Here is a 23875-nt window from a genome sequence, read left to right as displayed (position 1 = left end):
TTTTCAAAATCTAAAATACTGATAGATGTCTTATTAGAAATTCGTTTAAAGCTAAACCGTGCAATTTATGTTATTTGGAGGGAGTTCAATGAATTCAAATTACTTTAAAATAGTAATGAAACTTTTTAATATAAAATTTGGTGCTGGTTTAATTTTAAAGGGATGCCCGGTTATTTATAATAAAAGTGGAGCGACTATGATATTCGGAAATAATGTTGTCATTAAGTCTTCTTTTTTATCAAATTTAGTTGGTTTATATTCTCGAACTATTATTGTAACCAGAACACCGGATTCGAAAATTGAAATTGGTGATAACGTAGGGATTTCTGGAGCTACTATTTATGCTAGATCTTCAATTAAAATTGGAGAAAATTCCATGATTGGAGGAAATGCAAAGATTTTGGATAATGATTTTCATCCAATCGAGATAGCAGCTAGAAATGCTGATATTAAGGAGAAGATTGGTGCGCTTCCAATCTCAATTGGAAAAAATTGCTTCGTAGGTTGTAACGCTATTATTTTAAAAGGGACAGAGTTAGGGGATGGAACTGTTGTTGGGGCTGGAGCAGTAGTAAGTGGTAAGTTTCCACCCAACAGTGTGATTGTTGGTAATCCAGGGAAACTAGTTAAAACCCTAGATCAGTAAATGTTTAATGGTTTTAACACAGATAGAAAGTGATTTTAGGGATAATATATCGAAACTCTTATGCAGTTTAAGTAATACAGTTTTCAATCCCAAAAATGATTAGAATCAGTCTGCAAGAACTAAGATTACTTTAAAATGAACTACCGTGACATAGTTTACGATTAAAATATCTTTACCAACTGCTTACAATTGGCGATTAATGACACCTATTTTATTAGTTTAAGATATATTTTTGGGGGAGGGATACAGGTGAGACTTGTATTACTTTCTGGTGGTTCAGGTAAACGATTATGGCCTTTATCAAATGACACTAGATCAAAACAATTTTTAAAAGTATTAGAGAATAATAAAAAAGAAAATCAATCGATGGTCCAGCGGGTATGGGGCCAACTGAAAAAAGTTGGTCTATCTGATTCCTCAATTATTGCAACGTCAAAAATGCAAAGAGATATGATTCAAAGCCAGGTTGGTATGGATGTACCATTAATTATTGAACCTGAGAGACGTGACACATTCCCTGCAATTGCCCTAGCAGCATCTTATTTATATTCAGTAAATGAGGTTACAGAAGATGAGGTTATTGTGGTACTCCCGGTTGATCCGTATGTTGAGGATAGTTTCTTCGAAAAATTAAAGGAACTAAAGAATGTATTAGTTGATACCAATGCAGATTTAGCATTAGTTGGTGTAAAGCCAACCTATCCTTCTTCAAAATATGGTTACATTGTTCCTAAAGAAAATACTGAAAATAATAAATATATTACTGTCAATTATTTTACAGAAAAACCAAGTGAGGAAAAAGCTCAAGCACTCATAAATATCAATGCACTTTGGAATTGTGGAGTATTTGCATTTAAGTTAAAATACCTCATTAACATTTTAAACCAAAAAGGTTTATCTACTAGTTATGAAAAATTAGTACTAGAATATAAAAATCTTCCCAAAATCAGTTTTGACTATGAGGTGGTAGAGAGGGCAAAACATATTGTTGCTCTCCCGTATGAGGGGGATTGGAAAGATTTAGGGACGTGGAATACTCTAACTGAAGAGATGGCAACATCTCAAATAGGTAAGGGGGTTTTAAGTGAAGATTCAGTTAACACTCACTTAATCAATGAACTTGATATTCCAGTAACAGTCTTAGGAACAAAAGATATTGTTGTAGCTGCCAGTCCTGATGGTATTCTAGTTGCTGATAAAGCATCTAGCCCAAAAATTAAAGAATTAATTGGTGGTTTTAACCAACCGCCAATGTACGAAGAAAGAATTTGGGGTTGGTCTCGAGTACTTGATTACGCAAAATATAATGACGGTAATGAGATGGTTACAAAACGGATCTGTATTTATAAAGGTAAAAACTCTAGTTATCACTTCCATAATCTACGTGATGAAGTTTGGACAATAGTTCGTGGTGAGGGAGAACTAGCATTAGATGATTATATCACTTGGGTCAAGGCAGGGGACATTATTCATATTCCAGCAGGAAAGAAACATGGGATTAAAGCAATCTCTGAACTAGAGTTTGTTGAGGTACAAACAGGGGCTGGAATTAGTGATGAGGATTTTACTCGCCTTTGCTTTGAGTGGGATGAGGTTATTACACACTTTACTAAATCAAAGGCAAAAGTAATTATATAACGCATTGGGGAAGAATGGCAGTTCTTTCCCTTTTTAGTGTGAGGAGATTTAATTGAAAACCATCGCCTACTATATTTCAGATTATGGATATGGTCATGCTTCGAGGAGTATAGCAGTTATTAGGGAACTACTGAAAAACCCTAAGGTAAAAATTATTGTCTGCCATTCATTTGCACTATCTTTTATTAAGCGTTCACTTCATAGTAAACGGGTCACTTATAGACGCATTCAAACAGATGTAGGATTCTTTTTAGAAAAAAACTCAATATATCCTGATAGGAGTTTGTTGTTTAAAGAATATAAGAATTATCTTTTTGATTGGGGGGCCAAGGTAACGGCGGAGGGTGACTTCTTGAAAGCCAATAATGTTAGATTGGTCATAACAGATATATCTCCACTGGCTATTGATGCTGCAAGTAAATCAGGCATTCCTTCAATTGGGTTATCTAATTTTACATGGTATACAGCGTATAAGGGATTGATCGAGGAAAAAGAGCTAAATTCTTTTTATGAAATTTATGGAAAAATGAATCATTATTTTGCGCTAGCGGGCAGTCAAGAGCCATGGAATAGTAAAATTCAGGACTTTGGTTTTTTCTCAAGAGTTATAGATGAAAAAGAGGTTAACCGAATTCAACAGTTAATTAACCCTACAGGTAAAAATAATATAGTATTTCTAGGACTTGGTATGAAGATTGACCTTGATATACTTGAAAGTCTACCTATTTGGGATAGTCCAAATGTATCTTTCATTGTGTCCACTAATGTTAATGTATTCCGAAAAAATGTCTATCAAGTACCAATTAACTACATCGAGACACAAAATTATATAGCAGCATCCAATCTGGTTATATCAAAGGCCGGTTGGGGAATGGTAGGGGAGGCGTTGTGCTCCAATACCCCATTATTGCTCGTTAACAGATCATCAATGAGGGAGGATCGAAATACCATTCAGTATTTAAAGGAACGTAATTTATGTAAGACAATTGAATGGGATGATTTTAAATCCCTCGAAGTTAAGTCTGAATTTATAAAGGAACTATATGAATCAACAAATATAAGAGATAACAAGTTTAGTAATGAGGCTGGTAGAGTGGCAAAGGGAATACTCAAGTTAATGAAATAGTAGCTATATATACATTTAATAGTGATACACTACTGCCGAAAATCACTATATTAGTATAGTATAATATAAGTGAGTAACAAGATTAAAATCCATAAATATGAGGTGAGCAATATGAAAATTGCAGTAGCTGGAACAGGATATGTTGGTTTAGTAACAGGTGTTTGTCTTGCAGAGCATGGTCATTCTGTTACTTGTGTAGACATTGATGAAAATAAAGTCGCTATCATGGAAGCAGGAGTTTCCCCAATTTATGAACCTGGTTTAGAAGAATTAATGAAGAAAAATATGAAGCGGTTAACTTATACAACTGACTATCATACAGCTTATAAAGATGCTGATGTGATTTTTATCGGTGTAGGTACTCCTGAAAAAGTTGATGGATCCGCTAATTTAACCTATGTTTATGAAGTAGCTGAGCAGATTGCTCGGAGTATAGAAAAAGACTGTGTAGTTGTTGTGAAATCCACTGTACCTATTGGGACGAACGATAAGGTTGAGGAAATGATTAAACGCAATTTAGTTCATGACGTCAATGTTTATATTGCTTCTAACCCAGAGTTTTTAGCGCAAGGGACAGCAGTTCGTGATACTTTACAAGCTTCTAGAGTTGTAATTGGCGCTGAAGAAGATTACGCGGCGGAGGTTTTAAAAGAGGTTTATAAAGGCTTTAATGCACCTATCGTTGTGACAAATCGTAAGAGCGCAGAGATGATTAAATACGCTTCCAATGATTTTCTGGCACTAAAAATCTCATTTATTAATGAGATTGCGAACCTATGCGAAACCATTGGAGCAGATATTGAAGATGTTGCGCTTGGTATGGGCCTTGATGGTCGTATAGGAAATCGTTTCTTAAATGCTGGGATTGGCTATGGTGGTTCCTGTTTCCCTAAAGATACAAAGGCATTACATTGGATAGCAAACTTCCATGATACTGAGTTGAAAACAGTTAAGGCTGCGATTGATGTCAATGAGAATCAAAAACTTAAGTTATTTAAGAAATCACGTAAGTATTATAATAATCTACAAGGGTTAAATGTTGCGGTGTTAGGGTTAACGTTTAAGCCTGGAACGGATGATTTAAGAGAAGCACCTTCATTAGTAAGTATTCCATTGATACTTGAGGATGGAGCAAAAGTAAAAGCATGGGATCCAGTTGGTGTTGATAACTATAAGAAGATATATCCTAATGAAATTACGTACTGCAACTCAATAGAAGAAACTCTTAAAGATGCAGACATTTGTTTTATCTTTACTGAATGGGATGAAGTTAAAGAGTTTGATTTAGCGAAGTATAACCAGTTAATGAAGAACCCAATTATCCTTGATGGTCGTAACTGCTATGCTTTGACTTCTGCTAAAAAAGCGAATGTACTTTATGAATCTATTGGTAGAGAAACTGTAAACAATTTAGAAACTGCACTTGTTTAATCTTAAAGCAGACTTGATTTTATTTAAAATCAAGTCTGCTTTTTTTGTATGTAAATCAACCTGTAATTAATGTCTAACCAAGAAGTTTAATCTATAGCAGGATACTTAATGAAGTTCCCCATACCAATCCAACTAAGAGATTTCCATGTTCCTTCAATGCACAACTTATTTAAGTTCAATTACAATTTATACTATGTTCTGTGTGCTATATAACTAAATTGAGAAGTAAAGTGAAGAGTAACAGGGATTTAAAAACTTTTCGACAAATAGAATTAACTTAAAGATAAAGTTCACCTTAGACAAATCATAAACATAGTTCTAAATATGTTTTAATACAAAAATAAAATTCTGATAAATTTAGATTCTAAAATATAATAAAGGAAATTCTAATGGAAATAACAGCTGGGTGTTGCGCTAATTCAAAAGACTAGGATAGGAGTTAAACCCAGAATTCTCTAAATGTATCAAGACATACAATGGTTTACGGAGAATTATATAAGTTGATTATTTTATTTTCTTAATAAATAAAGAGTGTTTCAAAAAGTGGAGAAAAAGCTAACAATTTCTCCACTTTTCTACTATAAAATGCCTCAAAAATACTCCCCCAACACTAATACTACTAAAAATAAATTCACGATGTCTTCTAAGAAGGAACCTCGGATTTTAAACTAGGATATTGAAGAAGATATAAAAGAGCTTTCAAATTTCATCTTTTATTCTAGATATTTTTTATGTAAGGTATTTTGGCCATTCATTATAAGATATGTGTATGAAAAATTGCTACGTAGATAAACCCTCTTCCTGTATCAAAAGAAAAGATGAATGAACATAAAAAAGAATGGAACCCATAGTTCCACTCTTTTTTTACATATTGTATAGCAGCACTTGTAATCCTAAAATGATTCCAACAGCTACTACAATTAGGCCTGCATAGGTTGCAGTCTTTTTTAGTTTTCTTTTTCTGTACATTTCCTCAGGAGTTTGATAGTAATTCAATTTCGTGCCTCCTCGTTTTGGTAACTGGCTGACTTAGCTAGCATGAGACGAGCCTTAGTCCCTTTAGTTTTGCGTCACTAGTTTTCGCTAGCTTTGCTTTTTCGACGTTTAATATAATGGTACAAAATGTATTAAATATAAAACAGGGACCAAAGTCGCATTTTGTCAAAAAACAGAAGAAAATTTTAAGAATTATACCAACTTAAACAATAGCAGTATTTAAAATTAACTGTCAATACTGGTTCTTCAAATGGATAAATCCACCTAAACTCTGGATAATCCTCTTCTCCTATTACTTACAGTCATTGATTACTCTGTTCTGTCTTTATGGCATTTCCTCTCAATCTTCCGGAAAGCTCCCATAATAAATGGATGAATCAATCCGGCAACATTTCAGTAACCGTTGCCGCAGAACCTGCTAGAACATAAGTAAAGTAGCTTACATAGATTTAATTATCAAGCTTATTGAACATCCTGCTCTCTCGGGAATTTGGAAATGGTCTGGATGTTTTTTTGTTTTTTTAGAGGGATGGAATGGGATATGTAGTATTAGTTATATAAGATGAAAAATAAAAACGATGAGAAAGGATATATATAAGAATCAGGAAAATAGGCAGCAGGTCTTGGAATAAAATATATAAGAGGGTAAATTTGATTTATTAAAAGAGGCAAAAACCCCCTGAGCTTGAATTTATGCATTATATTTTCCCGGGAGACCAAGAGAGAAAACTTTACCTCTACCCGACGATAATAGACTGCTAAAAGTAATTCCAGCAGTCTGCAGAAGATTATATCATACTATTAATTATGATTTTTATATTCAACTTGAAGTTATAGCTTTAAATCATGAAATTCTATCTCTAGCTTGCAAGGTAGAGGTGACTGGTTGACCGTTAGAATTTTGTTTAGGTGCTGATTTTTTCAATTGTCCAATGATATAAGAGCCAAATGGTAAGAGTGAAATTAGTTTGATCAGACTCATACTGATTAGCAAGGAAACAAAAAATAAGGCTAATACTCTCGTTGATGTATGATCAAAGAAACCAGCAATATATGGTGCTACAAGCCGTTGGACCTGCCAATGAATTAAATAGATACCGAATGAATAATTACTAATTATATTGATAATACGATAATTCGGTATTTTTTGACCCCATGCCAGGATCAATGCACTTGTAACTATAACAAATAATAATAAATCGAATCTTTTAGATGATACGCTGGTATTTCCAGATTCATAGGAAATATACATAACCGCTAAAGAGATAATAAATAGAAGCACCGTCATCCATCTATACTTCATTAACTTCTCTGAAACAATTTTATAATTTTTACCCACAGCATATGCAATAGTGAAGTAAGCAAACCAAGCAAGAAAAGGTATGTGTATAGTCATTCCATATTGTGCTGAAAGCTCTGGATTTAGCCTTATCATATACTTAAGGGTATCATCCAAACCATAGAAAGCTTAAACTTCGTTACAATATAATGAAGAATATAAAATTGGAAAATAATCAGTATAAAATATCCTTCATATCTGCCGAATATAGCATTATTAATGATCTTCTCTGGAAGGTCTGTATTTGGATTTAAATAAAACGTTACAAATGCATCAATTAAAGCGAAGGCTAAATAAGGAATAAAAATAAACTTTAATCTTTTCATCCAAAAGTTTTGAGGAAGCTTAGATGGATACCTATTGGCCAAAATAATCTCCGATAAAACAATAAATGTTGGAGTAGCATAACATAATAGCATCCTATAAAAATGATAGTTTGTTATCTCGGGATAGCCAATACTTCTGCCAATTTGAGTAGTACAATGTAATAAAACGATACTTAGACAAGCAATAACACGCAGTAAATTCCATTCTTTAATCATGATTCTACCACCTAGTCAATAAAGTCTGTATTATTTTATCATTCATCGGTAGGTATATAAAGTTAAATGTGAAATGAATGGAAACAAAGGTGAATGTAGTTAAAAAATTGTAAGGTATATAAAACTTTTAGAAAGTTTAGTAATGACTTTACAATACTGAGATAGTTATCGAGGACTTTTATTTAACTCTATAATAATAAGAATGGGCAAAGGAGATTTGTATGAAAAGAATCAGGAAAGCAATCATACCTGCAGCAGGTCTTGGAACAAGGTTTTTACCTGCAACAAAGGCCATGCCGAAGGAAATGCTGCCAATTGTAAATAAACCGACCATTCAATACATAGTTGAAGAAGCCGTTGCATCCGGGATTGAGGATATTATCATCGTAACAGGTAAGGGAAAGAGAGCGATTGAGGATCATTTTGATTATGCCTATGAATTGGAGCAAAATTTAAAGGAGAAGCGTAAATTCGATTTATTGAAGGAGGTACAAAAGCCTTCAGAGCTTGCGAATATCCACTATATCCGTCAAAAGGAACCGAAAGGTCTCGGCCATGCCATTTGGTGTGCTCGTAATTTTATCGGGGATGAACCGTTCGCTGTATTGCTTGGTGATGATATCGTAGTTCATGATAAGCCGTGCTTACTTCAATTAATTGAACAGTATGAGGAACTTGATTCATCGGTTATTGGTATAAAATCTATTCCGGAAGAAGAAACCGATCGATATGGGATTATTGATCCGATTCAGGTGGATGGGCGTTGTCATCTAGTAGGCAGTTTTGTAGAAAAACCGATGAGAGGAACTGCACCTTCTAATCTGGCTATTATTGGGCGATATATTTTTAAGCCAGAGATATTTGATTTTCTCGGTGAAATGGAAATAGGAGCGGGTGGTGAAATTCAATTGACCGATGCGATTCAAAAGCTCAATCAAATCCAGCGTGTCTATGCCTATGAATTTGAAGGGGAACGATATGATGTAGGTGAGAAGCTAGGGTTTATCAAGACAACGATTGATTTTGCTTTGAAAAATGAAGAGCTAAGAGAGGACGTTCTAAAATATATTGCTCGGCTGATAGAAACGGAGAGAAGATGAGTTGGTTTTATGGAGTAGAATGGTCAGAGCGTATTCCAATTCTACTCCATCTATATGAATGGATTATCCATTGGATTGTTCACCTGAAATATAAAATTTCTCGATATCGTTAAGCTTTAAATGTAAGTCATAAATTTTTTTGTTTAAATCCTTTTTCATATCGGGATTAGTACAGGAAACTGTTTTATTGATAAGGCGTTTTAGTCTATATTCATACCAAAGATGTTTTAGGAGTATCATTTTAGCACCTCTTTTTGTTCAATATATAAAATATATATTCCCTTCTAATTCTAAAATAATCCTTTTGTCCTGAATATAGGTAAAAGGACAGATTCTTTTTTACAGAAAAAAGACTGAACACTCTAAAATCTAGTCAGTTCAGTCTTCTTTTGGTTCAATTAGAGGAGTAAGGTCCTGTAGTACCCCTTTTAATTCAGTGCTTTGATGCTTCGAATCATCGTATACTTTTTTGATCACCTTTTGGGCTTCTTTTAGCTTTTTTTGCTGCTGGTCATTAATTGATTTTCGTTCCTTTTCGAGTTGTGCTTTTTCTAAGCTCTGGTTTGCCTGATCCTCCGTGTATTGCTTGTACGCTTCTGCACGGGTCTCCTCAATTTCCGCATAATAATGGTTATTCCCATAGACTAAAAATCCAATACACAGTAGAGCTGTTACACCTGTAATCCCTATTCGCTTCATAGATCACCTCTTAATCTTTTCCAAATAGTACCACGATGTTTGCGGTCTGAATAGGCGATATCAGCAAGTTTTTTAACATGTGAAATGGTGTGTTCGATATAGTTATTGCGATAGAGATAGGATATTTTTTCAGGAAAATAAAAAGAATTAATTGTATAGCAATAAAAAACTGAATTTGTAAAGTATGACAATGAGTTCCTAGGATAATTTTTATGATCTAGGGTAATAGAGAATAGCGAAAGATTATTTAAAGAGTTTATTATCTATAATATATATGGATATGGTAATTTGAGGATGTTTTTTAATATTTCCTTTGTTCAAATGATGCTTACTTGTTAGTATAGGATATATGAACTGACTTGGGGTTTTGAGTTCAACGTTTATTGATTGTCGAAAAAAGGAGAGTTCCGATGGCTCAGAAAATAAAGGTAATGACTGTTTTTGGTACAAGGCCGGAAGCGATTAAAATGGCTCCCTTGGTTAAAGAGTTAGAAAAGTATCCAGAGCAAATAGAAACGATTATTACGGTAACAGCCCAGCATCGTCAAATGCTTGATCAGGTACTTGATATATTTGATATTAAACCGGATTATGATTTGAATATTATGAGAGATAAACAAACATTGGCCGGGATTACGACACGTGCACTTGAAGGGCTTTACGAGGTAATGAGAGATGTTGAACCGGATATTGTGCTTGTCCATGGTGATACGACGACAACTTTTGTAGCAAGCCTTGCAGCATTTTATCATTCCATCCCGGTTGGGCATGTCGAAGCAGGTTTGCGGACATATAATAAATATTCTCCATATCCTGAGGAAATGAATCGTCAGCTGACTGGAGTCTTAAGTGATTTGCATTTTTCACCTACCTATCAATCCAAACTCAATTTATTAAACGAAAATAAACCGGATGAATCAATCTTTATCACCGGAAATACAGCGATTGATGCATTGAAAACAACTGTTAAAGAATCTTATTCCCATCCTATTTTAGATGCTGTGGGCGAAGACCGTCTTGTTTTAATGACCGCCCATCGCAGAGAGAATCAGGGGAAACCAATGCGTAATATGTTTAAAGCTATTAAGCATTTGACTGAAGTTCACCAGGATATTCAAGTAGTCTATCCTGTCCATTTAAATCCTGTCGTTCGAGAATTGGCAGCTGAAATATTGGGAGAAAATCGGCGTATTCATTTAATTGAACCGTTGGATGTGATAGATTTTCATAACTTTGCATCCCGATCCTATTTAATCCTGACCGATTCAGGCGGTGTTCAGGAAGAAGCTCCATCTCTTGGGGTACCGGTATTGGTTTTAAGAGACACGACAGAGCGTCCGGAAGGAATAGAAGCCGGTACATTGAAGCTCGCAGGTACAGATGAGGATGTTATTTTCAATATGGCAAATGAACTTTTATCAGATGAAAAGGCACATGCCAAAATGGCGAAAGCATCCAATCCTTATGGAGATGGACAAGCATCCAGGCGTATTGTCGAGGCCATTCTCTATTATAAAAGGGAAAGGAAGGAAAGACCGTTAGATTTTTTGTCATCTAAGTAGATGATTATTTCAATGGCATTACCGTTTTGTGTCAAAATTTTTCAGTTATTTACAACATATAGATTAATTTGTATAATTAGGTAATGGTTTTTGGAGGAGAAAAGTGAGATGACAAACGAATTAAAATACAGAGAGACTGAGGATACTCAGACAAGAGCATTTATGGACCTAATCAAAAATGCCTACACTCGTGGAACAACAAATGAAACATTAACTGCACAGGAATTCATCGAAGAAATTAAATCAGAGATTAAGAACATCTATAAATGAGAAAACGGATTAAGCGAGCTGCTTAATCCGTTTCTATTTACTTATTGATTTGTAAATGTTCCTTTAACGTATCCTGAAGGTTTTTCAAAGATTCATCGGAAGGAATATAATAATAAATTTTATTTATTTTTGTTCCTTGCCCTTCAAGCTGTAGCTGTTCTAATGACTAAGCTGCTTCTTGCTTTTGACATTGAAAAGAAGATGTTATAAAAATATAATATGGCATGAGTAGTAAAATGGTAGGTTTAGCGATAGTATATAAGTATGTGCCCTGATTTTTTCTGATATATAAAGAGCACTTTATATATTATAGGGAACTTATAATTTTTTTTGAAGAAATGTAAAATTCCATTTTGCAATGTATCTTTATTTTTTAATTTAAGCTCACACTTTTGTATAATAAAGCGTTGATTTATAAGGAGGTAAAAAAAGATGGCAATCTTAATCACTGGAGGAGCTGGATATATCGGCAGCCATACATGTATCGAACTCATGAATGCTGCTCAGGATATTATCATTGTAGATAACTACTCTAACAGCAAACCTGAATCAATTGTAAGAGTGAAAGAACTTGCGGGTGAAAACTTAAAATTTTATGAAGTAGACCTTCTTAACCGTGAGGGTATTGAGGAAGTCTTTTTAAATAATAAAATTGATGCAGTTATCCATTTTGCAGGCTTAAAGGCAGTTGGAGAATCCGTATCTATTCCACTGCATTACTACCACAACAATATTACTGGAACATTAATTTTATGTGATGTAATGAAAAAATATGGTGTTAAAAACCTTGTATTTAGTTCATCTGCAACTGTTTATGGAATGCCAGACCAAGTACCTATCGCAGAAGACTTTCCATTAAGCGCAACAAACCCTTACGGACGTACAAAGTTGATGATTGAAGAAATCCTGAGGGATTTATATGTCGCAGACCCTTCATGGAGCATTGCTTTATTACGCTATTTTAATCCAATAGGGGCACATGAGAGTGGTTTAATCGGAGAAGATCCAAACGGTATTCCAAACAATCTTATGCCATATATCACTCAAGTGGCAGTTGGAAAACTGAAAGAGTTACAGGTATATGGGAATGATTATCCAACTGTAGATGGGACAGGTGTCAGGGACTATATCCATGTTGTTGATTTGGCTATTGGACATTTAAAAGCACTAGAGAAGGTAATGTCAAGTAGTGGGGTAGAAGCTTATAATCTTGGAACAGGTAATGGATATAGTGTACTTGAAATGGTTAAAGCTTTTGAGAAAGCGTCAGGTAGACAAGTTCCTTATCGAATCGTAGATAGAAGACCAGGAGATGTAGCTATCTGTTACGCAGATCCTTCCAAAGCTAAAAAGGAACTAGGTTGGGTAGCAGAAAGAGGAATTGAAGAGATGTGTACGGATTCTTGGAGATGGCAAGAGAAGAACCCGAATGGTTATGAAAAGTAAAGCTGAAGAATATTTAAAACAGGGAAGGCTTCTATTTAAGAAAAAGCCTTTCCTAATTTTTTTAAACCCTTCAATCAAATTCTGCCATTGTTACTATAAATGAGAAAACGGATTAAGCGAGCTGCTTAATCCGTTTCTTTTAATTATTTATTGATTTGTAAATGTTTTTTTAACGTATCCTGAAGGTTTGTCAGAGATTCATCTGAAGGAATATAATAATAAATTTTATTTATTTTTGTCCCTTGCCCCTCAATCTGAAGCTGTTCTAATGATTTAGCTGCTTCCTTGTAGTTTTGCTGAATACTGACCATTTGAGAGAAACTGATATCTGTTTTCACATTATCACCGAGTGCGTCAAAAATCCCATCAAAGCGGGTTAGAGAAGAAAGGCTTGCGCCTTCGTTAAGGACTGCCTGGATAACTTGTCTTTGCCTCATTTGGCGCCCGAAATCACCGCGTGGGTCTTCATATCTCATTCGTGAATATGCCAGGGCCTTTTCGCCATTCAAATTAAGGGTTCCTTCTGCGAAGTGATGACCATCAGCTGTAAAATCAAGATCGTTTACAACAGTGACGCCACCAACAGCATCGACGATATCTTTAAATCCTTCCATATTAACTTGTGCATAATAATCAATCGGAATATCAAGTAAGTTCTCTACAGTATCCATGGACATTTCTACACCGCCAAAGGCATATGCATGGTTGATCTTATCATCTATTCCTTTTCCGATAATTTCCGTTCTTGTATCACGAGGGATACTTACCATTTTGACTGATTCGAGGATTGGATTTACCGTCAGAACAATCATCGTATCGGAGCGGCCCTTATCGCCTTCTCTTTCATCTACTCCTAATAAAAGTACAGAAAAAGGTGTCTTATCCTTCAGGCTGACCTTCTCTACCCTCTTTTTAGAGCCTTCCCGGCTGGTTGGATTGTGCATCGCTTCTAAGGCATTATCAAAGGAACGATACACCGTAAAGGCGTATACGCCTCCAACTAAAATAAATAGTCCAATGATTCCTAAAACTATCTTTTTCCAGGTCTTCATCTTTTTCTTTTTTGTTCTATCTGTCCTCATATAACTCCCCGTTTTCTACAAAATATTACATTCTATTTATATTATATATTATATCTGTATGATTGAAACGAAGAAATTACATTTAGTACTTTTATTAATTTAAGAGTATCTACGATGTAATAAAAAAAATCCAGCCTAGCAAATAGGCTGGATCCTGAGTTTAATAGAATCTCTTAAAGCTGGAAAAGTGCTTCTTATAATATGAATTACTTAAGCTAACGATTCTGACGCCGCTATTATCTGCGTTAATGAACTGATTATTTCCTATATAAATACCTAAATGTGAAATGCCTTTTTTATAGGTATTTTCGAAGAATACTAAATCGCCCGGCTTCGGATTATCTACATAATAAGAACGGTCATAATAGCCTGCTGCTGAGTAGCGATTAATATCATATCCGGCCTTATTAAATACATAATAGATAAAACCACTGCAGTCAAAGCCTGATGTGCTAGTGCCACCAAAGACATATTTGGTTCCAATAACCTTTTTACTTTCATTGATCAGTCTAGAAGTGAAAGTGAAATTACCGATTTGGCTATCTGAATCATCTCGTACAATTTCATCTTGTTTAGGAGCTGGTTTACTTGTAGAGTTACTTGATAACTTTAACTTTTGTCCTACGTAAATCATATCTGATTTAAGATTATTTAATGATTTTAACTGTGCCACTTTCATTCCATATTGCTGGCTGATTCTCCCCAACGTATCCCCGCTTTTGACAGAGTATGTTGTTTTCGTTGATGGAGCTGGAGATTTAGGTGCGACAGGTTGTTTGGAAGGATTGTTTGAAGTTACAACTGCCACCTTTAGTTTCTGCCCAACATAAATTAAATCGGACTTAAGATTGTTAAGGGTTTTTAGCTTGGCTACCGTTAATCCGTACTTTTTTCCAATTTGGCTTAGGCTATCGCCACTCTTCACGACATACACTGTAGTTTTTGAGGTAGAGGGGGACTTAGGGGATGTAGTGACTGGTTGATTAATAACCGCTGTAGTCCTTGAAACTTTAAGCACCTGATTAGGATAAATAATGGTGCTTTTTAGATTATTCCACTCTATTAGATTGTTAATGGAGACTTTATACTTGGCTGCAATCTTAGAGAGGCTGTCTCCTGATACAACTTTATATGTTTTAGCAGAGCTTGTCTGGGAAGGAATTTTGGCTTGGGCGGTCTTTTTAGTTGTTGCCGGTTTGGTAGGACTAGTAGATATAATCTTTAATACTTGGTTGGGATAAATCAAGTCGGATTTTAGTTGGTTTACTTGTTTAAGAGCAGCTACAGTTGTTCCGCTTTTATTGGCAATAGCCGACAAGGTATCTCCTTTTTTTATTGTATATGAATTGGAATCGGCAGATGCAGATCCTGCATATGTTGCAGAAAGTATGGCGACGGCAGCGAATGCGACAGCTTTTGATTTCATTTTGGACTCCCCCTTTGAAAGTATCTCCTATAATATGGTAACACAAGGAAGGAGTTTTGGGAACTTTTTCTATTTTTATGATAAAAAAGAACTATGTGAGTTTATAGGAAATAATGGTGAAATTGGTCGAATAATATATTTATATAAGTGAGAAGAGGAGCAGTAGAATGAAAAGAATGATAGTGGCGCTAAGCATTATCGCTTTGGTGTTGGCGCCTTTAACTCCTGTCGAAGCAGCTATACAAAACTCGAAAAATAGCAAAGAAACGACTGATAGGGTTATTGCTTCAATACGGAAGTTCGATACTAGAAAAGAAGACTAACCTCATGACGCTTCAAAAGCCAAATAGTAAATCAATGGCTGCATTTTTGAAGGAGTTAAAGAAAAATCCTGAGGTTCTCTATGCTGAGCCTGATTATAAAGTAACGCTGGATGGATTATCGAATGATCCGTTACTTAATAAACAATGGCATCATAATGCCATTCAATCAGGGCAAGCCTGGGATACGACAAAAGGTTCTCAGCAAACAATCGTTGCGGTGATTGATAATGGGATTGATCTAAAGCATCCGGATCTTTCTACTAATATTATTAAGCCATTTGATATTATGGCAAATACCAACAAAAAGATGCCTGTTGGGGAACATGGTAAGCACGTAGCTGGTTTGATTGCTGCGGTAGGGAATAATAAAATAGGCGGTTCTGGGGTTGCCCCTGGAGTGAAAATAATGCTGATTAATGTTTTTGTAAACGATGTAGCTTATACATCCGATATCATTAAAGGAATTTAATATGCAGCCAAATCAGGTGCGGATGTTATTAATATGAGCCTCGGGATGTATGAAAGCTCAAAAGCACTTAATGATGCTGTTCAGGCTGCTTATAAAAAGGTGTATTGAATGTAGCCGCAGCCGGCAATGAACAAACTACCAGACCATCCTTCCCGGCAGCATTGCAAAATGTGTTATCTGTCAGTTCTAAACGAAGTTTGATAAAAAGTCATATTTATCCAATTATAGGACTTCGATAGACCTATCCGCACCAGGCTCAGAGATAACCTCTACTCTTCCTAATAATAAATACGGGTCAATGAGTGAACCTCAATGGCTGCTCCCATTGTAGCGGGGGCAGCTGCATTGGTTTTATCAAAGGAGCCCAAATTAACGAATGAGCAGGTGACATATCGGTTGGCGTCTACAGCGGATGACCTTGGGGCAAGGGGGAAAGATACCAGTTATGGAGCGGGCAGGGTAAATGTGGCGAATGCCCTGAAATACCGGTTGCTTTCCACCCCGGTGGTCAGCCAACTAACCGATAAAGATAAGGCCATTCGTATACAGTATAAAGAAGCATTTAAGGGTAAAGTTATCATTACAGGAAAAACGAAAGTTGAAAAGCAGTTAAGCTCAGACCGGACATTTAATCAGTTGATTAATATCCCTCCCCAAAAGGGAGATACAATTGTTTCTATTAAGCTAGTCGATGAAAAAGGGAATGAAAGTTGTCTGTCAAGCGAAGGGTGAAAGACACAACACCGCCTGCTGCTCCCAAGATTAACAGTATTGCAAATAATAGTAGAGTTGTTCAAGGAAAAGCAGAAGCAGGCGCAAAAGTAACTGTTCGCAAGGGAAACAGCCTGTTGGCATCAGGCAATGCAAACAGTGTGGGAAGTTTAAAGTGACCCTGAAATCAGCCCAAAAGGCTGGAATGGCACTCTTCATTCAGACCACTGATAAAACAGGAAATAAGAGTCCGGCCACCAAAACGATTGTGAAGGATAAAACGGCGCCTAAATTAATCAATATTAATAAATTCTCGCCCAATTCAACGAAGGTAAAAGGTACGACAGAACCATATGCGAATGTCGTGTTGAATGTCAACAATAAATTAATAGGAAAAGGGAAAGCGAATAAATTGGTAGCTTCTCCGTTTCTGTCAAAAAGTAAAAATTAAAGATAACCATGAAAGTTTACTTATCTGATACTATCGGAAACACAAGTTCATATCGGTTGACGGTTAGGAATTAGGAGGAATATTCATTTTAGGTGATTTTTTAGATATTGCATGGTTGAAATTATATAAAATATACAGAATTGTTATATAACAGGCGAACTTTTTATGATAAAATTCATTTATCGAGATATGCAAAAGGAGTCTATTATGGATATTATAAAAGTAGCTGTTTTGGGTAGCTGTGCAACAAGGGATAATTTTAATTCAAAGTTTAATCCAAGCTATAAAGAATATTATGATTGTATCTTGACGCAAAATCAAACATCTTTGATAAGCTTGATGTCTCATCCATTGAATTATACCGAAAATGACATTGGTGATTTAGATGATTATGATAGATGGAATGTAGAGACGGACTTTTCTAAGGGTTTCCTTGCAGATTTAATTAAGCTGGAGCCAACTTATTTAATTGTTGATTTTTTCGCTGATATTCACTTTGGGGTAATATCCCTGGAGTGTGACCAATATATTACGGATAATCGCTGGAAATTATGGAAAACCCCCTACTATAAAAGCCTAATAGAGAAGGATGTCATTGAGAGATTAACGATAATAAATAATACAGAAGAATATTTTGTGAAGTGGAAACAGAGTGTAGATAAGCTGTTCGCTTTTTTAAATGAGAGATTGCCCAATTGTCATGTCATAATACATAAAGCTAGGAATGTGAGTATTCTCAATGATAATGGTACATTAGTTGATTTAGCAACAAGTGGACGTGTCAAAAAAGAAAATGTACAGCTCTTAAACCGGTACTGGGATGAGCTTGATCAATATGTAATTGATCATTATCCTGTATCAGTTATCGAAATAAATGATAAAGAATATCATACATATAAAGAACATCCTTGGGGACCTTTTTATGTTCACTACACAGAGGATTATTATCATAACTTTTTATTAAAATTGCATCGGATAGTGTTTGCCAACCATATTAACGACCATGCCGTGAATAAAATATTGGAAGATATCTTTAAGCATCATGATGATTTGAAAGAAAAAAATGAACAATTGTCTCAAAATTTATTAAATGAAATGAAAGTTTCTGAGGGATTACAGGCAATAATTAATTTGGCTAAGGAAGAGTACCATAAAGAACTTGAAAAATACCGAAAAGAATCGATTATTACCTTTTTAAAAAGAAAATTGAGAGTAAAAGTGAAAAGTGGCATATAATTGCTTTTAAATGAACCCCCTCTGAAATAATGAGGGGGTTCAATTCGGTCATTAGTCAACAGAATATTTCTTTGTTTTTAGTAGAGTTGTTTTACGATCATCCTGTACCTCAAAATAAACCTTTTTCGGTTTTCCTTGGACCTTAAAAGTTGAGCTACCCTCTTCTGATTTTATCCAAGTAATCTCTAGCTTTTCATCAGATTCATCAAATAGTTTGGCGTATTTAGGTATTCCTTCAGCATAAATCAGGATTTCCCCATTACTTTTAGTTATGTTAACTTTTGGATTTTTCGTCCATCCAACGATGTAGTCGGAAGAACCTTTTGTAGCTAAGGCAGTCTTCGTAAAGTACCTTTTGCCGTGAAGCATGTCGTATTGGAGCATTTCTAAATCCTTCATCTCATTCGTATAGTCTCCCATTTCCTTTGTAAATTGCTTATATGGGAAATAGGAGGTTCCGCCTTCCATGACCTGTGTCAACAAGTTTGTAACCGCATTACCTTCGATATCGGCCATTTCTGTAACAATTTGGCTGAACATATTTGGTGTTACATCTCGTTCCAACGGTGTATTATCCTTGCTGTTCCAAACGAAATAAGGGACTTTATGAAGTTTCATCCAGTCCTCAAAACTTCCATTTAGACTGGATGTAAAATTTAATCCTTCTTTTCCGTACACTGTTTGAAAGGGTGTGAAACCAGGGAAGTGGTCACCCCAAAAGACAACAATGGTTGGTCGTTCCAGTTTTTTTAGTTCCCCCAACAGTCTGCCCAAATCTTTGTCCACACTGTTTAATTTATTCACATATGTACCAAAGGTTTCATAAGTAGCCATTTTCATTTTCGCTTTATCAAGAAAAGGGGAACCATTTTTTTCTCTTGGATATGGCATATGGCCTTCAAGTCCAACGGCATGTATAAAGGAAGGATTTTTATTTTCCTTTACAATTTTTAAAATAGAATCATTCATATGTCGATCGGATGGATAGCCATTCCCACTATTGAATGGGAAATCAAGATTCATAAAATCACCGGATATAAACCGATCGAAACCCAGGTTTTTATAAGCGGTGGAACGCTGATAATACCAGTTCTTGAAAGCGTGAATCGCCGTAGTGTGATATCCTGCTTTGTTAAATGCTCTTGCAACTGATGGAACTGGATGATTTAAATATTGATTATAAGCCACATCATCTCCGGGGAGGAATTGTCTGCTCAAACCTGTTACCGCCTCAAATTCGACATTTGCCGTTCCTCCGCCATACTCGGGCGAATACATAAATCCGTGCATAGATTCCTGGAAGGCTTTTCTGAAATTAGGGGTGGGATCCTTTGTGAAATATTGCTTTCCCCAAGTATATGGATCAACAAATGCTTCACTCATGATGTAAATCACATTTGGTCTTTTGTTTTCTTCGACAGTTTGCTGCTTCGTGTCAGGTTGATATTTTTCAGCAAGCTCTTTAATCTTAGCTTCAGAATACCCCACTGGCGGCTGAATTTGTGCCTTTTTTGCAAAGAGAGTGAAATTGCCTATTAAACCGTTTTCGCTGATGCCCAGTTCCGGTCGCCAGCGTGTATACCAAAGATTAGCCTGGGCCATTGGAGATATCGGTTTCTCATTCCATAATATAAGGAGAAAAACGAATGAACCAGTAAACAGTAGAGTCTTTGGAATCCAAAATTCTTTCCCTTTTGGTAAGAAGTAGATGATCAGTATACCGACAATTAAAATTGCAAGTCCCAATATAATAGGTTTCATTGGTAATTCTAGATTATCTAACCCCTGCAATTCCTTAATAAGACTCATATCGGATAACATAATGGGGCTATTTCGCAATTCAAGTTTCATTTGATTGGCAATCGTAAAGAGAATGAATAAACCGCTTATGACTAGAGAAGTAATGTAATACAATTTACGTGGAAGTATATAGAATAGATTAATGACAGAAAAATAAATTAGATAGTTTAATAGGAAAGCTTTCGTCTTTAAATCAAAAAATTGACCGAGTGTGTATAAATTTAGGTCTTTTCTGACTAAAGTTTCACAGACAATCATGAGTGCTAACGGTAGGAGAAATACAAAACATATAGTAATAATGGAAAGCCAAATAGAGAACCTCGTTCTTTTATTCACATGTAGGGGCGAATAGATCTGTCTTCTTGTACCCAGCAAAACTAGATTCCTCCTTGAAAAATATAATATTACAAATTATAACGTATTATATGGTTATTTTAACCTTAAATGTCAGAATAATATATACGAATGTGTCATTTAATAAAAAACTTGTGGTAATATTTTCTAATTAGTACTATACTAAATTTGGAGTGTAATATTTTTGTAACATTACTTTATGGGGGGAAAAGATGAAACGGATAGTTATGTCTTTAGTTGCTTTTATGCTGTTATTTACAGTAATAAAGCCAGTGGTCGGTTTGGCTGAAATTAATGAAGGAGATTTTGGGGATTTTGCTGAAGCAGAGGGGATTTCACCAGATACATTAGAAGAACTCATACTTACATACCTCGGTAAAGAATATACAGAATATAACTCAATTGATGATTTGAAAGAAGAATTGGGTGAAAAAATAACTGAAGAAAATTTGAATGAGCTTATGGAAACATACGGATTTTCCAGCAGGGATGAATTGATGGTTGAATTGGAATACCAGGATGGTTATGACAAATCTAACTCAATTGAAGACACCTATATTTTTATAAATATTTTAAAACATGCATTAAGCTGGGAAGAAATTGAGGGCACTGAAATAACAGATGAATCCTTGAAACAATGGCTTGTGGATTATGAAATGACTTTAGAGGAATTAAATGAATTGTTATCCAGCAACAGTGATAGCTTATCCAATTATCAATACCTTGAGGATCTTGAGGCAGCTGTTTTAGGTTATATGTTTATAGATGCAATATTAGAAGGGCTTGCTGAATTCGGAATTGATAGGCAAGAGTTGGAGAATTTAGAAAAACACATCTCTGCCATAGATTTTGAAGATCCTGCACTAGAGGAGAAACTCCTGGAATTAGAAAAACGAGCAGATAATTTACCGGAATTTGAGAGTTCTTCAGAGTTAACTGAGGCACAGATGAAAGAGATTGTAGCTTTGTTTAATGAAGTTTTGGATATCTATCAAATGGAAGCTAAATTTTATTTAACGAAGGATGGCAGCAAGAAGGCTATTTCTATTGAAGAACTTATGGTACTTGAATCAACTAATGGGGCAGATTTACTAATCGAGTTTTATAACAAACAAGGTGAATTACTTGCAAACATGATTATTACAGCAGAAATGTTTGGTTCTGATTTAATTGATAAGGTTACTGAACCGGTTAAGACAGTTCCAAAGCCACAGGTTGAGAATAAGGCAGGGAAAATCGAGAATAAAGAAGGAAAAGCCATTAATAAAACAATTAACGGCGGTAAATTGCCTAATACAGCCGGCAATTATGCTGAAGGTGTATTACTAGGAATAGGAGCCTTGGCAGCAGGAGCTGGACTATTATTTTTCCGTCGGAAAAATAAGGAAGCTGCATGATTCCTAAAGCAAGAATAGTGGTGCTTTTGGCTAGCATTCTGATCCTCATAGGTGCTGGCATGATAGTGAAGTATGGTCTGCCTCTTATAACGGCAAAAGCGCCTGGGCCGGTAAATGTTGAAGAAACTCCCGAGTCTGCACCGGTTTCTGTGTCAGAAGATACGGATCAATTAGATGATTTATATAAAGTTTACCCAAAAACAGGTGAAAAATTTGGTGAATTAATTATTCCGAAGATATCAGCTTATCTCCCGATTATTGAAGGAACAGATGAAGATGAACTGGAAAAGGGGGTAGGACACTATGCAGACAGTGTACTGCCTGGAATGAAAGATAATTCAGTTCTATCTGGCCATCGTGATACAGTATTTCGTAAACTCGGGCAGGTTGGTAAAGGCGATGAATTGATTGTTCAAACAACGGCTGGGACTTTTACCTATAAAGTATTTGGCGTCCGCATTGTAGATGCAGATGATCGGACCGTTATTGTGCCTAAGTCACGTCCTGTTCTGACAGTCACTACGTGTTATCCGTTTGATTATATAGGGGATGCGCCGCAGCGTTATATACTGTCAGCCAATTTAATAAAAATGGAAAGACACTAGAGTGGTTTATTCTAGTGTCTTTTTTGAATTATAATGTTGAGATTTAGATTATTACCCTTTTTTTGGGAGAAAAAATTAATTTACGCAATTTAAGAAAAAGGGTACAATGATGTAAGACTAAAATGACTTCTATGTTTTTAATATATATAAAAGGAGAAAACCAATGCAAAATAGGCAAAATATGCGCAAGGTAAGGCGCAGGCGGAAAAATAAGAAACGCATTGCAGCGGTCATCTTATTTCCGATTCTTATTGTTATTTTAATTGCTGGTGGTTATGCAGGTTACTTATATGTGAAAGCTCAAAATGTACTTTCTGAATCATATGATGAAAATTTTGCAAACGATGGACGGGGAGTAAATCCTGCTAAGGATAATGTATCCGTGTTATTTATGGGAGTAGATGATAGCAGTGTACGTAATAATGAAAAAGGTTCTAGAACAGATGCACTTATGCTTGCTACATTCAATGATAAAGAAAAAACAGTTAAATTGTTAAGTATACCGCGTGACTCATATGTATACATCCCTGGGAAAGATAAGTATTCAAAAATCACTCATGCCCATGCATATGGCGGGGTAAAATATACAATCGATACAGTCGAAGAATTACTGGATGTCCCAGTTGACTACTATGTAAAAATGAACTTTAATGCCTTTGTTGATGTAGTTGATGCATTGGAAGGCATCGAAGTTAATGTGCCTTATACATTCTCAGAGCAGAACTCAAATGATGAGCAAGGTGCGATCACCCTTGAAGAAGGTTTGCAAACATTAAACGGTGAAGAAGCATTGGCATTGGCCAGAACAAGAAAGAAAGACAGTGATATTGAGCGTGGTAAACGCCAGCAGGAGATTCTGACAGCTATAATTGACAAGGCAGCTTCAGCTAAATCGATTACGAAATATGCTGATGTCATTGAAGGTATCGGTAAAAATATGAAAACCAATATGACCTTCAAAGAAATGAAGAGCTTCTCTAGCTATGTGCTAGCTGCATCTAACCTTCAAATCGAATCTATTAATCTGAAAGGTCAGGATTCTTATATTGGAGGTACGTATTATTATGAGTTAGACGAGCAATCCCTGGAAAATATTAAACAGGAGCTCCAAGTTCATCTTGATTATAAAAAGGATGCAGAAACAGAATCCATTCCTAATGATTCAGTTATAATTGAATGAAGATTAATTTGCTAATAAAACCCCGAATTCTGTTAAAGAATTCGGG

At 35.5% G+C, this 23875-nt stretch carries 22 protein-coding genes, 1 pseudogene and 1 riboswitch; of the genes and pseudogenes, 16 read left to right on the top strand and 7 right to left on the bottom strand.

Going from position 1 to position 23875, the window contains the following annotated elements; translation table 11 throughout:
• Positions 1-88: 88 nt before the first annotated feature.
• From AC4BHP_RS13210 to AC4BHP_RS13195, 4 genes are all read left to right on the top strand, one after another.
• Positions 89-646: an acyltransferase gene (locus AC4BHP_RS13210; protein WP_490552709.1), complete on the top strand. Its 558-nt coding sequence runs from the start codon at positions 89-91 to the stop codon at positions 644-646.
• A gap of 249 nt (positions 647-895) precedes the next feature.
• Positions 896-2284, top strand: a complete 1389-nt coding sequence (locus AC4BHP_RS13205; RefSeq protein ID WP_490552707.1) for a sugar phosphate nucleotidyltransferase — start codon at positions 896-898, stop codon at positions 2282-2284.
• Positions 2285-2336: 52 nt separating this feature from the next.
• A complete protein-coding gene (locus AC4BHP_RS13200) occupies positions 2337-3410 on the top strand; it encodes a glycosyltransferase family protein (protein ID WP_490552705.1) in 1074 nt (357 codons plus the stop codon).
• A 111-nt stretch (positions 3411-3521) separates the two neighbouring features.
• On the top strand, positions 3522-4841 hold the full coding sequence (locus tag AC4BHP_RS13195; protein WP_490552703.1) for a UDP-glucose dehydrogenase family protein: 1320 nt from the start codon (positions 3522-3524) through the stop codon (positions 4839-4841).
• An 864-nt stretch (positions 4842-5705) separates the two neighbouring features.
• Here AC4BHP_RS13195 and AC4BHP_RS13190 read toward each other — a convergent pair.
• From AC4BHP_RS13190 to AC4BHP_RS13180, 3 genes are all read right to left on the bottom strand, one after another.
• Entirely contained in the window at positions 5706-5837 is a 132-nt protein-coding gene (locus tag AC4BHP_RS13190; RefSeq protein WP_258188215.1) for a hypothetical protein, read from the bottom strand.
• 16 nt (positions 5838-5853) lie between these two features.
• Positions 5854-5945: riboswitch (cyclic di-GMP riboswitch) on the bottom strand.
• Between the two features lie 736 nt (positions 5946-6681).
• On the bottom strand, positions 6682-7272 hold the full coding sequence (locus AC4BHP_RS13185; protein ID WP_490552701.1) for an acyltransferase family protein: 591 nt from the start codon (positions 7270-7272) through the stop codon (positions 6682-6684).
• Positions 7269-7718 (bottom strand): acyltransferase family protein, encoded by a 450-nt coding sequence (locus tag AC4BHP_RS13180; RefSeq protein ID WP_490552700.1) that lies wholly within the window; start codon positions 7716-7718, stop codon positions 7269-7271. The genes AC4BHP_RS13185 and AC4BHP_RS13180 overlap by 4 nt, the downstream gene beginning before the upstream one ends.
• Before the next feature lie 221 nt (positions 7719-7939).
• Here AC4BHP_RS13180 and galU point away from each other — a divergent pair, with 221 nt between their 5' ends.
• Positions 7940-8818 carry a UTP--glucose-1-phosphate uridylyltransferase GalU gene (gene galU / locus AC4BHP_RS13175; RefSeq protein ID WP_490552697.1) on the top strand — a complete coding sequence of 293 codons (879 nt, stop codon included), beginning with the start codon at positions 7940-7942 and terminating at the stop codon, positions 8816-8818.
• Positions 8819-9196: 378 nt separating this feature from the next.
• Here the strand turns inward: galU and AC4BHP_RS13170 are convergent, their stop codons facing one another.
• Positions 9197-9517, bottom strand: coding sequence for a hypothetical protein (locus AC4BHP_RS13170; RefSeq protein WP_490552695.1), 321 nt, complete (start codon positions 9515-9517; stop codon positions 9197-9199).
• A gap of 410 nt (positions 9518-9927) precedes the next feature.
• Here AC4BHP_RS13170 and wecB point away from each other — a divergent pair, with 410 nt between their 5' ends.
• From wecB to galE, 3 genes are all read left to right on the top strand, one after another.
• Positions 9928-11079: a non-hydrolyzing UDP-N-acetylglucosamine 2-epimerase gene (gene wecB, locus AC4BHP_RS13165; protein WP_490552693.1), complete on the top strand. Its 1152-nt coding sequence runs from the start codon at positions 9928-9930 to the stop codon at positions 11077-11079.
• A gap of 108 nt (positions 11080-11187) precedes the next feature.
• The gene (locus AC4BHP_RS13160; protein ID WP_490552691.1) at positions 11188-11349 is read left to right on the top strand and encodes a YwzD family small protein; all 162 of its coding nucleotides are present in this window, start codon (positions 11188-11190) and stop codon (positions 11347-11349) included.
• Between the two features lie 432 nt (positions 11350-11781).
• On the top strand, positions 11782-12795 hold the full coding sequence (galE, locus tag AC4BHP_RS13155; protein WP_490552689.1) for a UDP-glucose 4-epimerase GalE: 1014 nt from the start codon (positions 11782-11784) through the stop codon (positions 12793-12795).
• 143 nt (positions 12796-12938) lie between these two features.
• On the opposite strand, the gene tagU is transcribed toward galE, so the two are convergent.
• Positions 12939-13877 carry a polyisoprenyl-teichoic acid--peptidoglycan teichoic acid transferase TagU gene (gene tagU / locus AC4BHP_RS13150; RefSeq protein ID WP_490552687.1) on the bottom strand — a complete coding sequence of 313 codons (939 nt, stop codon included), beginning with the start codon at positions 13875-13877 and terminating at the stop codon, positions 12939-12941.
• 160 nt (positions 13878-14037) lie between these two features.
• Entirely contained in the window at positions 14038-15303 is a 1266-nt protein-coding gene (locus AC4BHP_RS13145; RefSeq protein ID WP_490552685.1) for a C40 family peptidase, read from the bottom strand.
• A gap of 167 nt (positions 15304-15470) precedes the next feature.
• Here AC4BHP_RS13145 and AC4BHP_RS13140 point away from each other — a divergent pair, with 167 nt between their 5' ends.
• The 5 genes and pseudogenes from AC4BHP_RS13140 to AC4BHP_RS13120 all read left to right on the top strand — a co-directional run bounded on the left by AC4BHP_RS13140 (position 15471) and on the right by AC4BHP_RS13120 (position 18493).
• A complete protein-coding gene (locus AC4BHP_RS13140) occupies positions 15471-15626 on the top strand; it encodes a hypothetical protein (protein ID WP_490552683.1) in 156 nt (51 codons plus the stop codon).
• A 4-nt stretch (positions 15627-15630) separates the two neighbouring features.
• Complete coding sequence (locus tag AC4BHP_RS13135; protein WP_490552681.1) at positions 15631-16095, top strand: S8 family serine peptidase; 465 nt, start codon at positions 15631-15633, stop codon at positions 16093-16095.
• 312 nt (positions 16096-16407) lie between these two features.
• The gene (locus AC4BHP_RS13130; RefSeq protein ID WP_148630557.1) at positions 16408-16827 is read left to right on the top strand and encodes a S8 family serine peptidase; all 420 of its coding nucleotides are present in this window, start codon (positions 16408-16410) and stop codon (positions 16825-16827) included.
• Positions 16824-17257: pseudogene (locus tag AC4BHP_RS13125) on the top strand (Ig-like domain-containing protein). Before AC4BHP_RS13130 ends, AC4BHP_RS13125 begins: the two are co-directional and overlap by 4 nt.
• A 207-nt stretch (positions 17258-17464) precedes the next feature.
• A complete protein-coding gene (locus AC4BHP_RS13120; RefSeq protein ID WP_148630561.1) occupies positions 17465-18493 on the top strand; it encodes a DUF6270 domain-containing protein in 1029 nt (342 codons plus the stop codon).
• Positions 18494-18544: 51 nt separating this feature from the next.
• On the opposite strand, the gene AC4BHP_RS13115 is transcribed toward AC4BHP_RS13120, so the two are convergent.
• Positions 18545-20668 carry an LTA synthase family protein gene (locus tag AC4BHP_RS13115; RefSeq protein WP_490552679.1) on the bottom strand — a complete coding sequence of 708 codons (2124 nt, stop codon included), beginning with the start codon at positions 20666-20668 and terminating at the stop codon, positions 18545-18547.
• Positions 20669-20859: 191 nt separating this feature from the next.
• On the opposite strand from AC4BHP_RS13115, the gene AC4BHP_RS13110 reads away from it, so the two are divergent.
• The 3 genes from AC4BHP_RS13110 (at position 20860) to AC4BHP_RS13100 (ending at position 23829) form a co-directional block, all read left to right on the top strand.
• Positions 20860-22044, top strand: a complete 1185-nt coding sequence (locus AC4BHP_RS13110) for a processed acidic surface protein (RefSeq protein ID WP_490552678.1) — start codon at positions 20860-20862, stop codon at positions 22042-22044.
• Positions 22045-22103: 59 nt separating this feature from the next.
• Complete coding sequence (locus AC4BHP_RS13105; RefSeq protein WP_262366005.1) at positions 22104-22649, top strand: class D sortase; 546 nt, start codon at positions 22104-22106, stop codon at positions 22647-22649.
• 163 nt (positions 22650-22812) lie between these two features.
• Positions 22813-23829, top strand: coding sequence for an LCP family protein (locus AC4BHP_RS13100; RefSeq protein ID WP_490552676.1), 1017 nt, complete (start codon positions 22813-22815; stop codon positions 23827-23829).
• Positions 23830-23875 lie beyond the last annotated feature (46 nt).

The sequence above is a fragment of the Pradoshia sp. Z4_20 genome (assembly GCF_058216035.1).
This window is presented reverse-complemented; position numbering and strand designations above follow the sequence as displayed.

Bases quoted from the DNA above. Each gene is read 5' to 3' on its own strand.
- AC4BHP_RS13210 (WP_490552709.1), top strand. From the start codon at position 89: ATGAATTCAAATTACTTTAAAATAGTAATGAAACTTTTTAATATAAAA.
- AC4BHP_RS13195 (WP_490552703.1), top strand. From the start codon at position 3,522: ATGAAAATTGCAGTAGCTGGAACAGGATATGTTGGTTTAGTAACAGGT.
- AC4BHP_RS13185 (WP_490552701.1), bottom strand. From the start codon at position 7,272: ATGATAAGGCTAAATCCAGAGCTTTCAGCACAATATGGAATGACTATA.
- AC4BHP_RS13180 (WP_490552700.1), bottom strand. From the start codon at position 7,718: ATGATTAAAGAATGGAATTTACTGCGTGTTATTGCTTGTCTAAGTATC.
- galU (WP_490552697.1), top strand. From the start codon at position 7,940: ATGAAAAGAATCAGGAAAGCAATCATACCTGCAGCAGGTCTTGGAACA.
- AC4BHP_RS13170 (WP_490552695.1), bottom strand. From the start codon at position 9,517: ATGAAGCGAATAGGGATTACAGGTGTAACAGCTCTACTGTGTATTGGA.
- wecB (WP_490552693.1), top strand. From the start codon at position 9,928: ATGGCTCAGAAAATAAAGGTAATGACTGTTTTTGGTACAAGGCCGGAA.
- AC4BHP_RS13160 (WP_490552691.1), top strand. From the start codon at position 11,188: ATGACAAACGAATTAAAATACAGAGAGACTGAGGATACTCAGACAAGA.
- galE (WP_490552689.1), top strand. From the start codon at position 11,782: ATGGCAATCTTAATCACTGGAGGAGCTGGATATATCGGCAGCCATACA.
- tagU (WP_490552687.1), bottom strand. From the start codon at position 13,877: ATGAGGACAGATAGAACAAAAAAGAAAAAGATGAAGACCTGGAAAAAG.
- AC4BHP_RS13145 (WP_490552685.1), bottom strand. From the start codon at position 15,303: ATGAAATCAAAAGCTGTCGCATTCGCTGCCGTCGCCATACTTTCTGCA.
- AC4BHP_RS13140 (WP_490552683.1), top strand. From the start codon at position 15,471: ATGAAAAGAATGATAGTGGCGCTAAGCATTATCGCTTTGGTGTTGGCG.
- AC4BHP_RS13135 (WP_490552681.1), top strand. From the start codon at position 15,631: ATGACGCTTCAAAAGCCAAATAGTAAATCAATGGCTGCATTTTTGAAG.
- AC4BHP_RS13130 (WP_148630557.1), top strand. From the start codon at position 16,408: ATGGCTGCTCCCATTGTAGCGGGGGCAGCTGCATTGGTTTTATCAAAG.
- AC4BHP_RS13120 (WP_148630561.1), top strand. From the start codon at position 17,465: ATGGATATTATAAAAGTAGCTGTTTTGGGTAGCTGTGCAACAAGGGAT.
- AC4BHP_RS13110 (WP_490552678.1), top strand. From the start codon at position 20,860: ATGAAACGGATAGTTATGTCTTTAGTTGCTTTTATGCTGTTATTTACA.
- AC4BHP_RS13105 (WP_262366005.1), top strand. From the start codon at position 22,104: ATGATAGTGAAGTATGGTCTGCCTCTTATAACGGCAAAAGCGCCTGGG.
- AC4BHP_RS13100 (WP_490552676.1), top strand. From the start codon at position 22,813: ATGCAAAATAGGCAAAATATGCGCAAGGTAAGGCGCAGGCGGAAAAAT.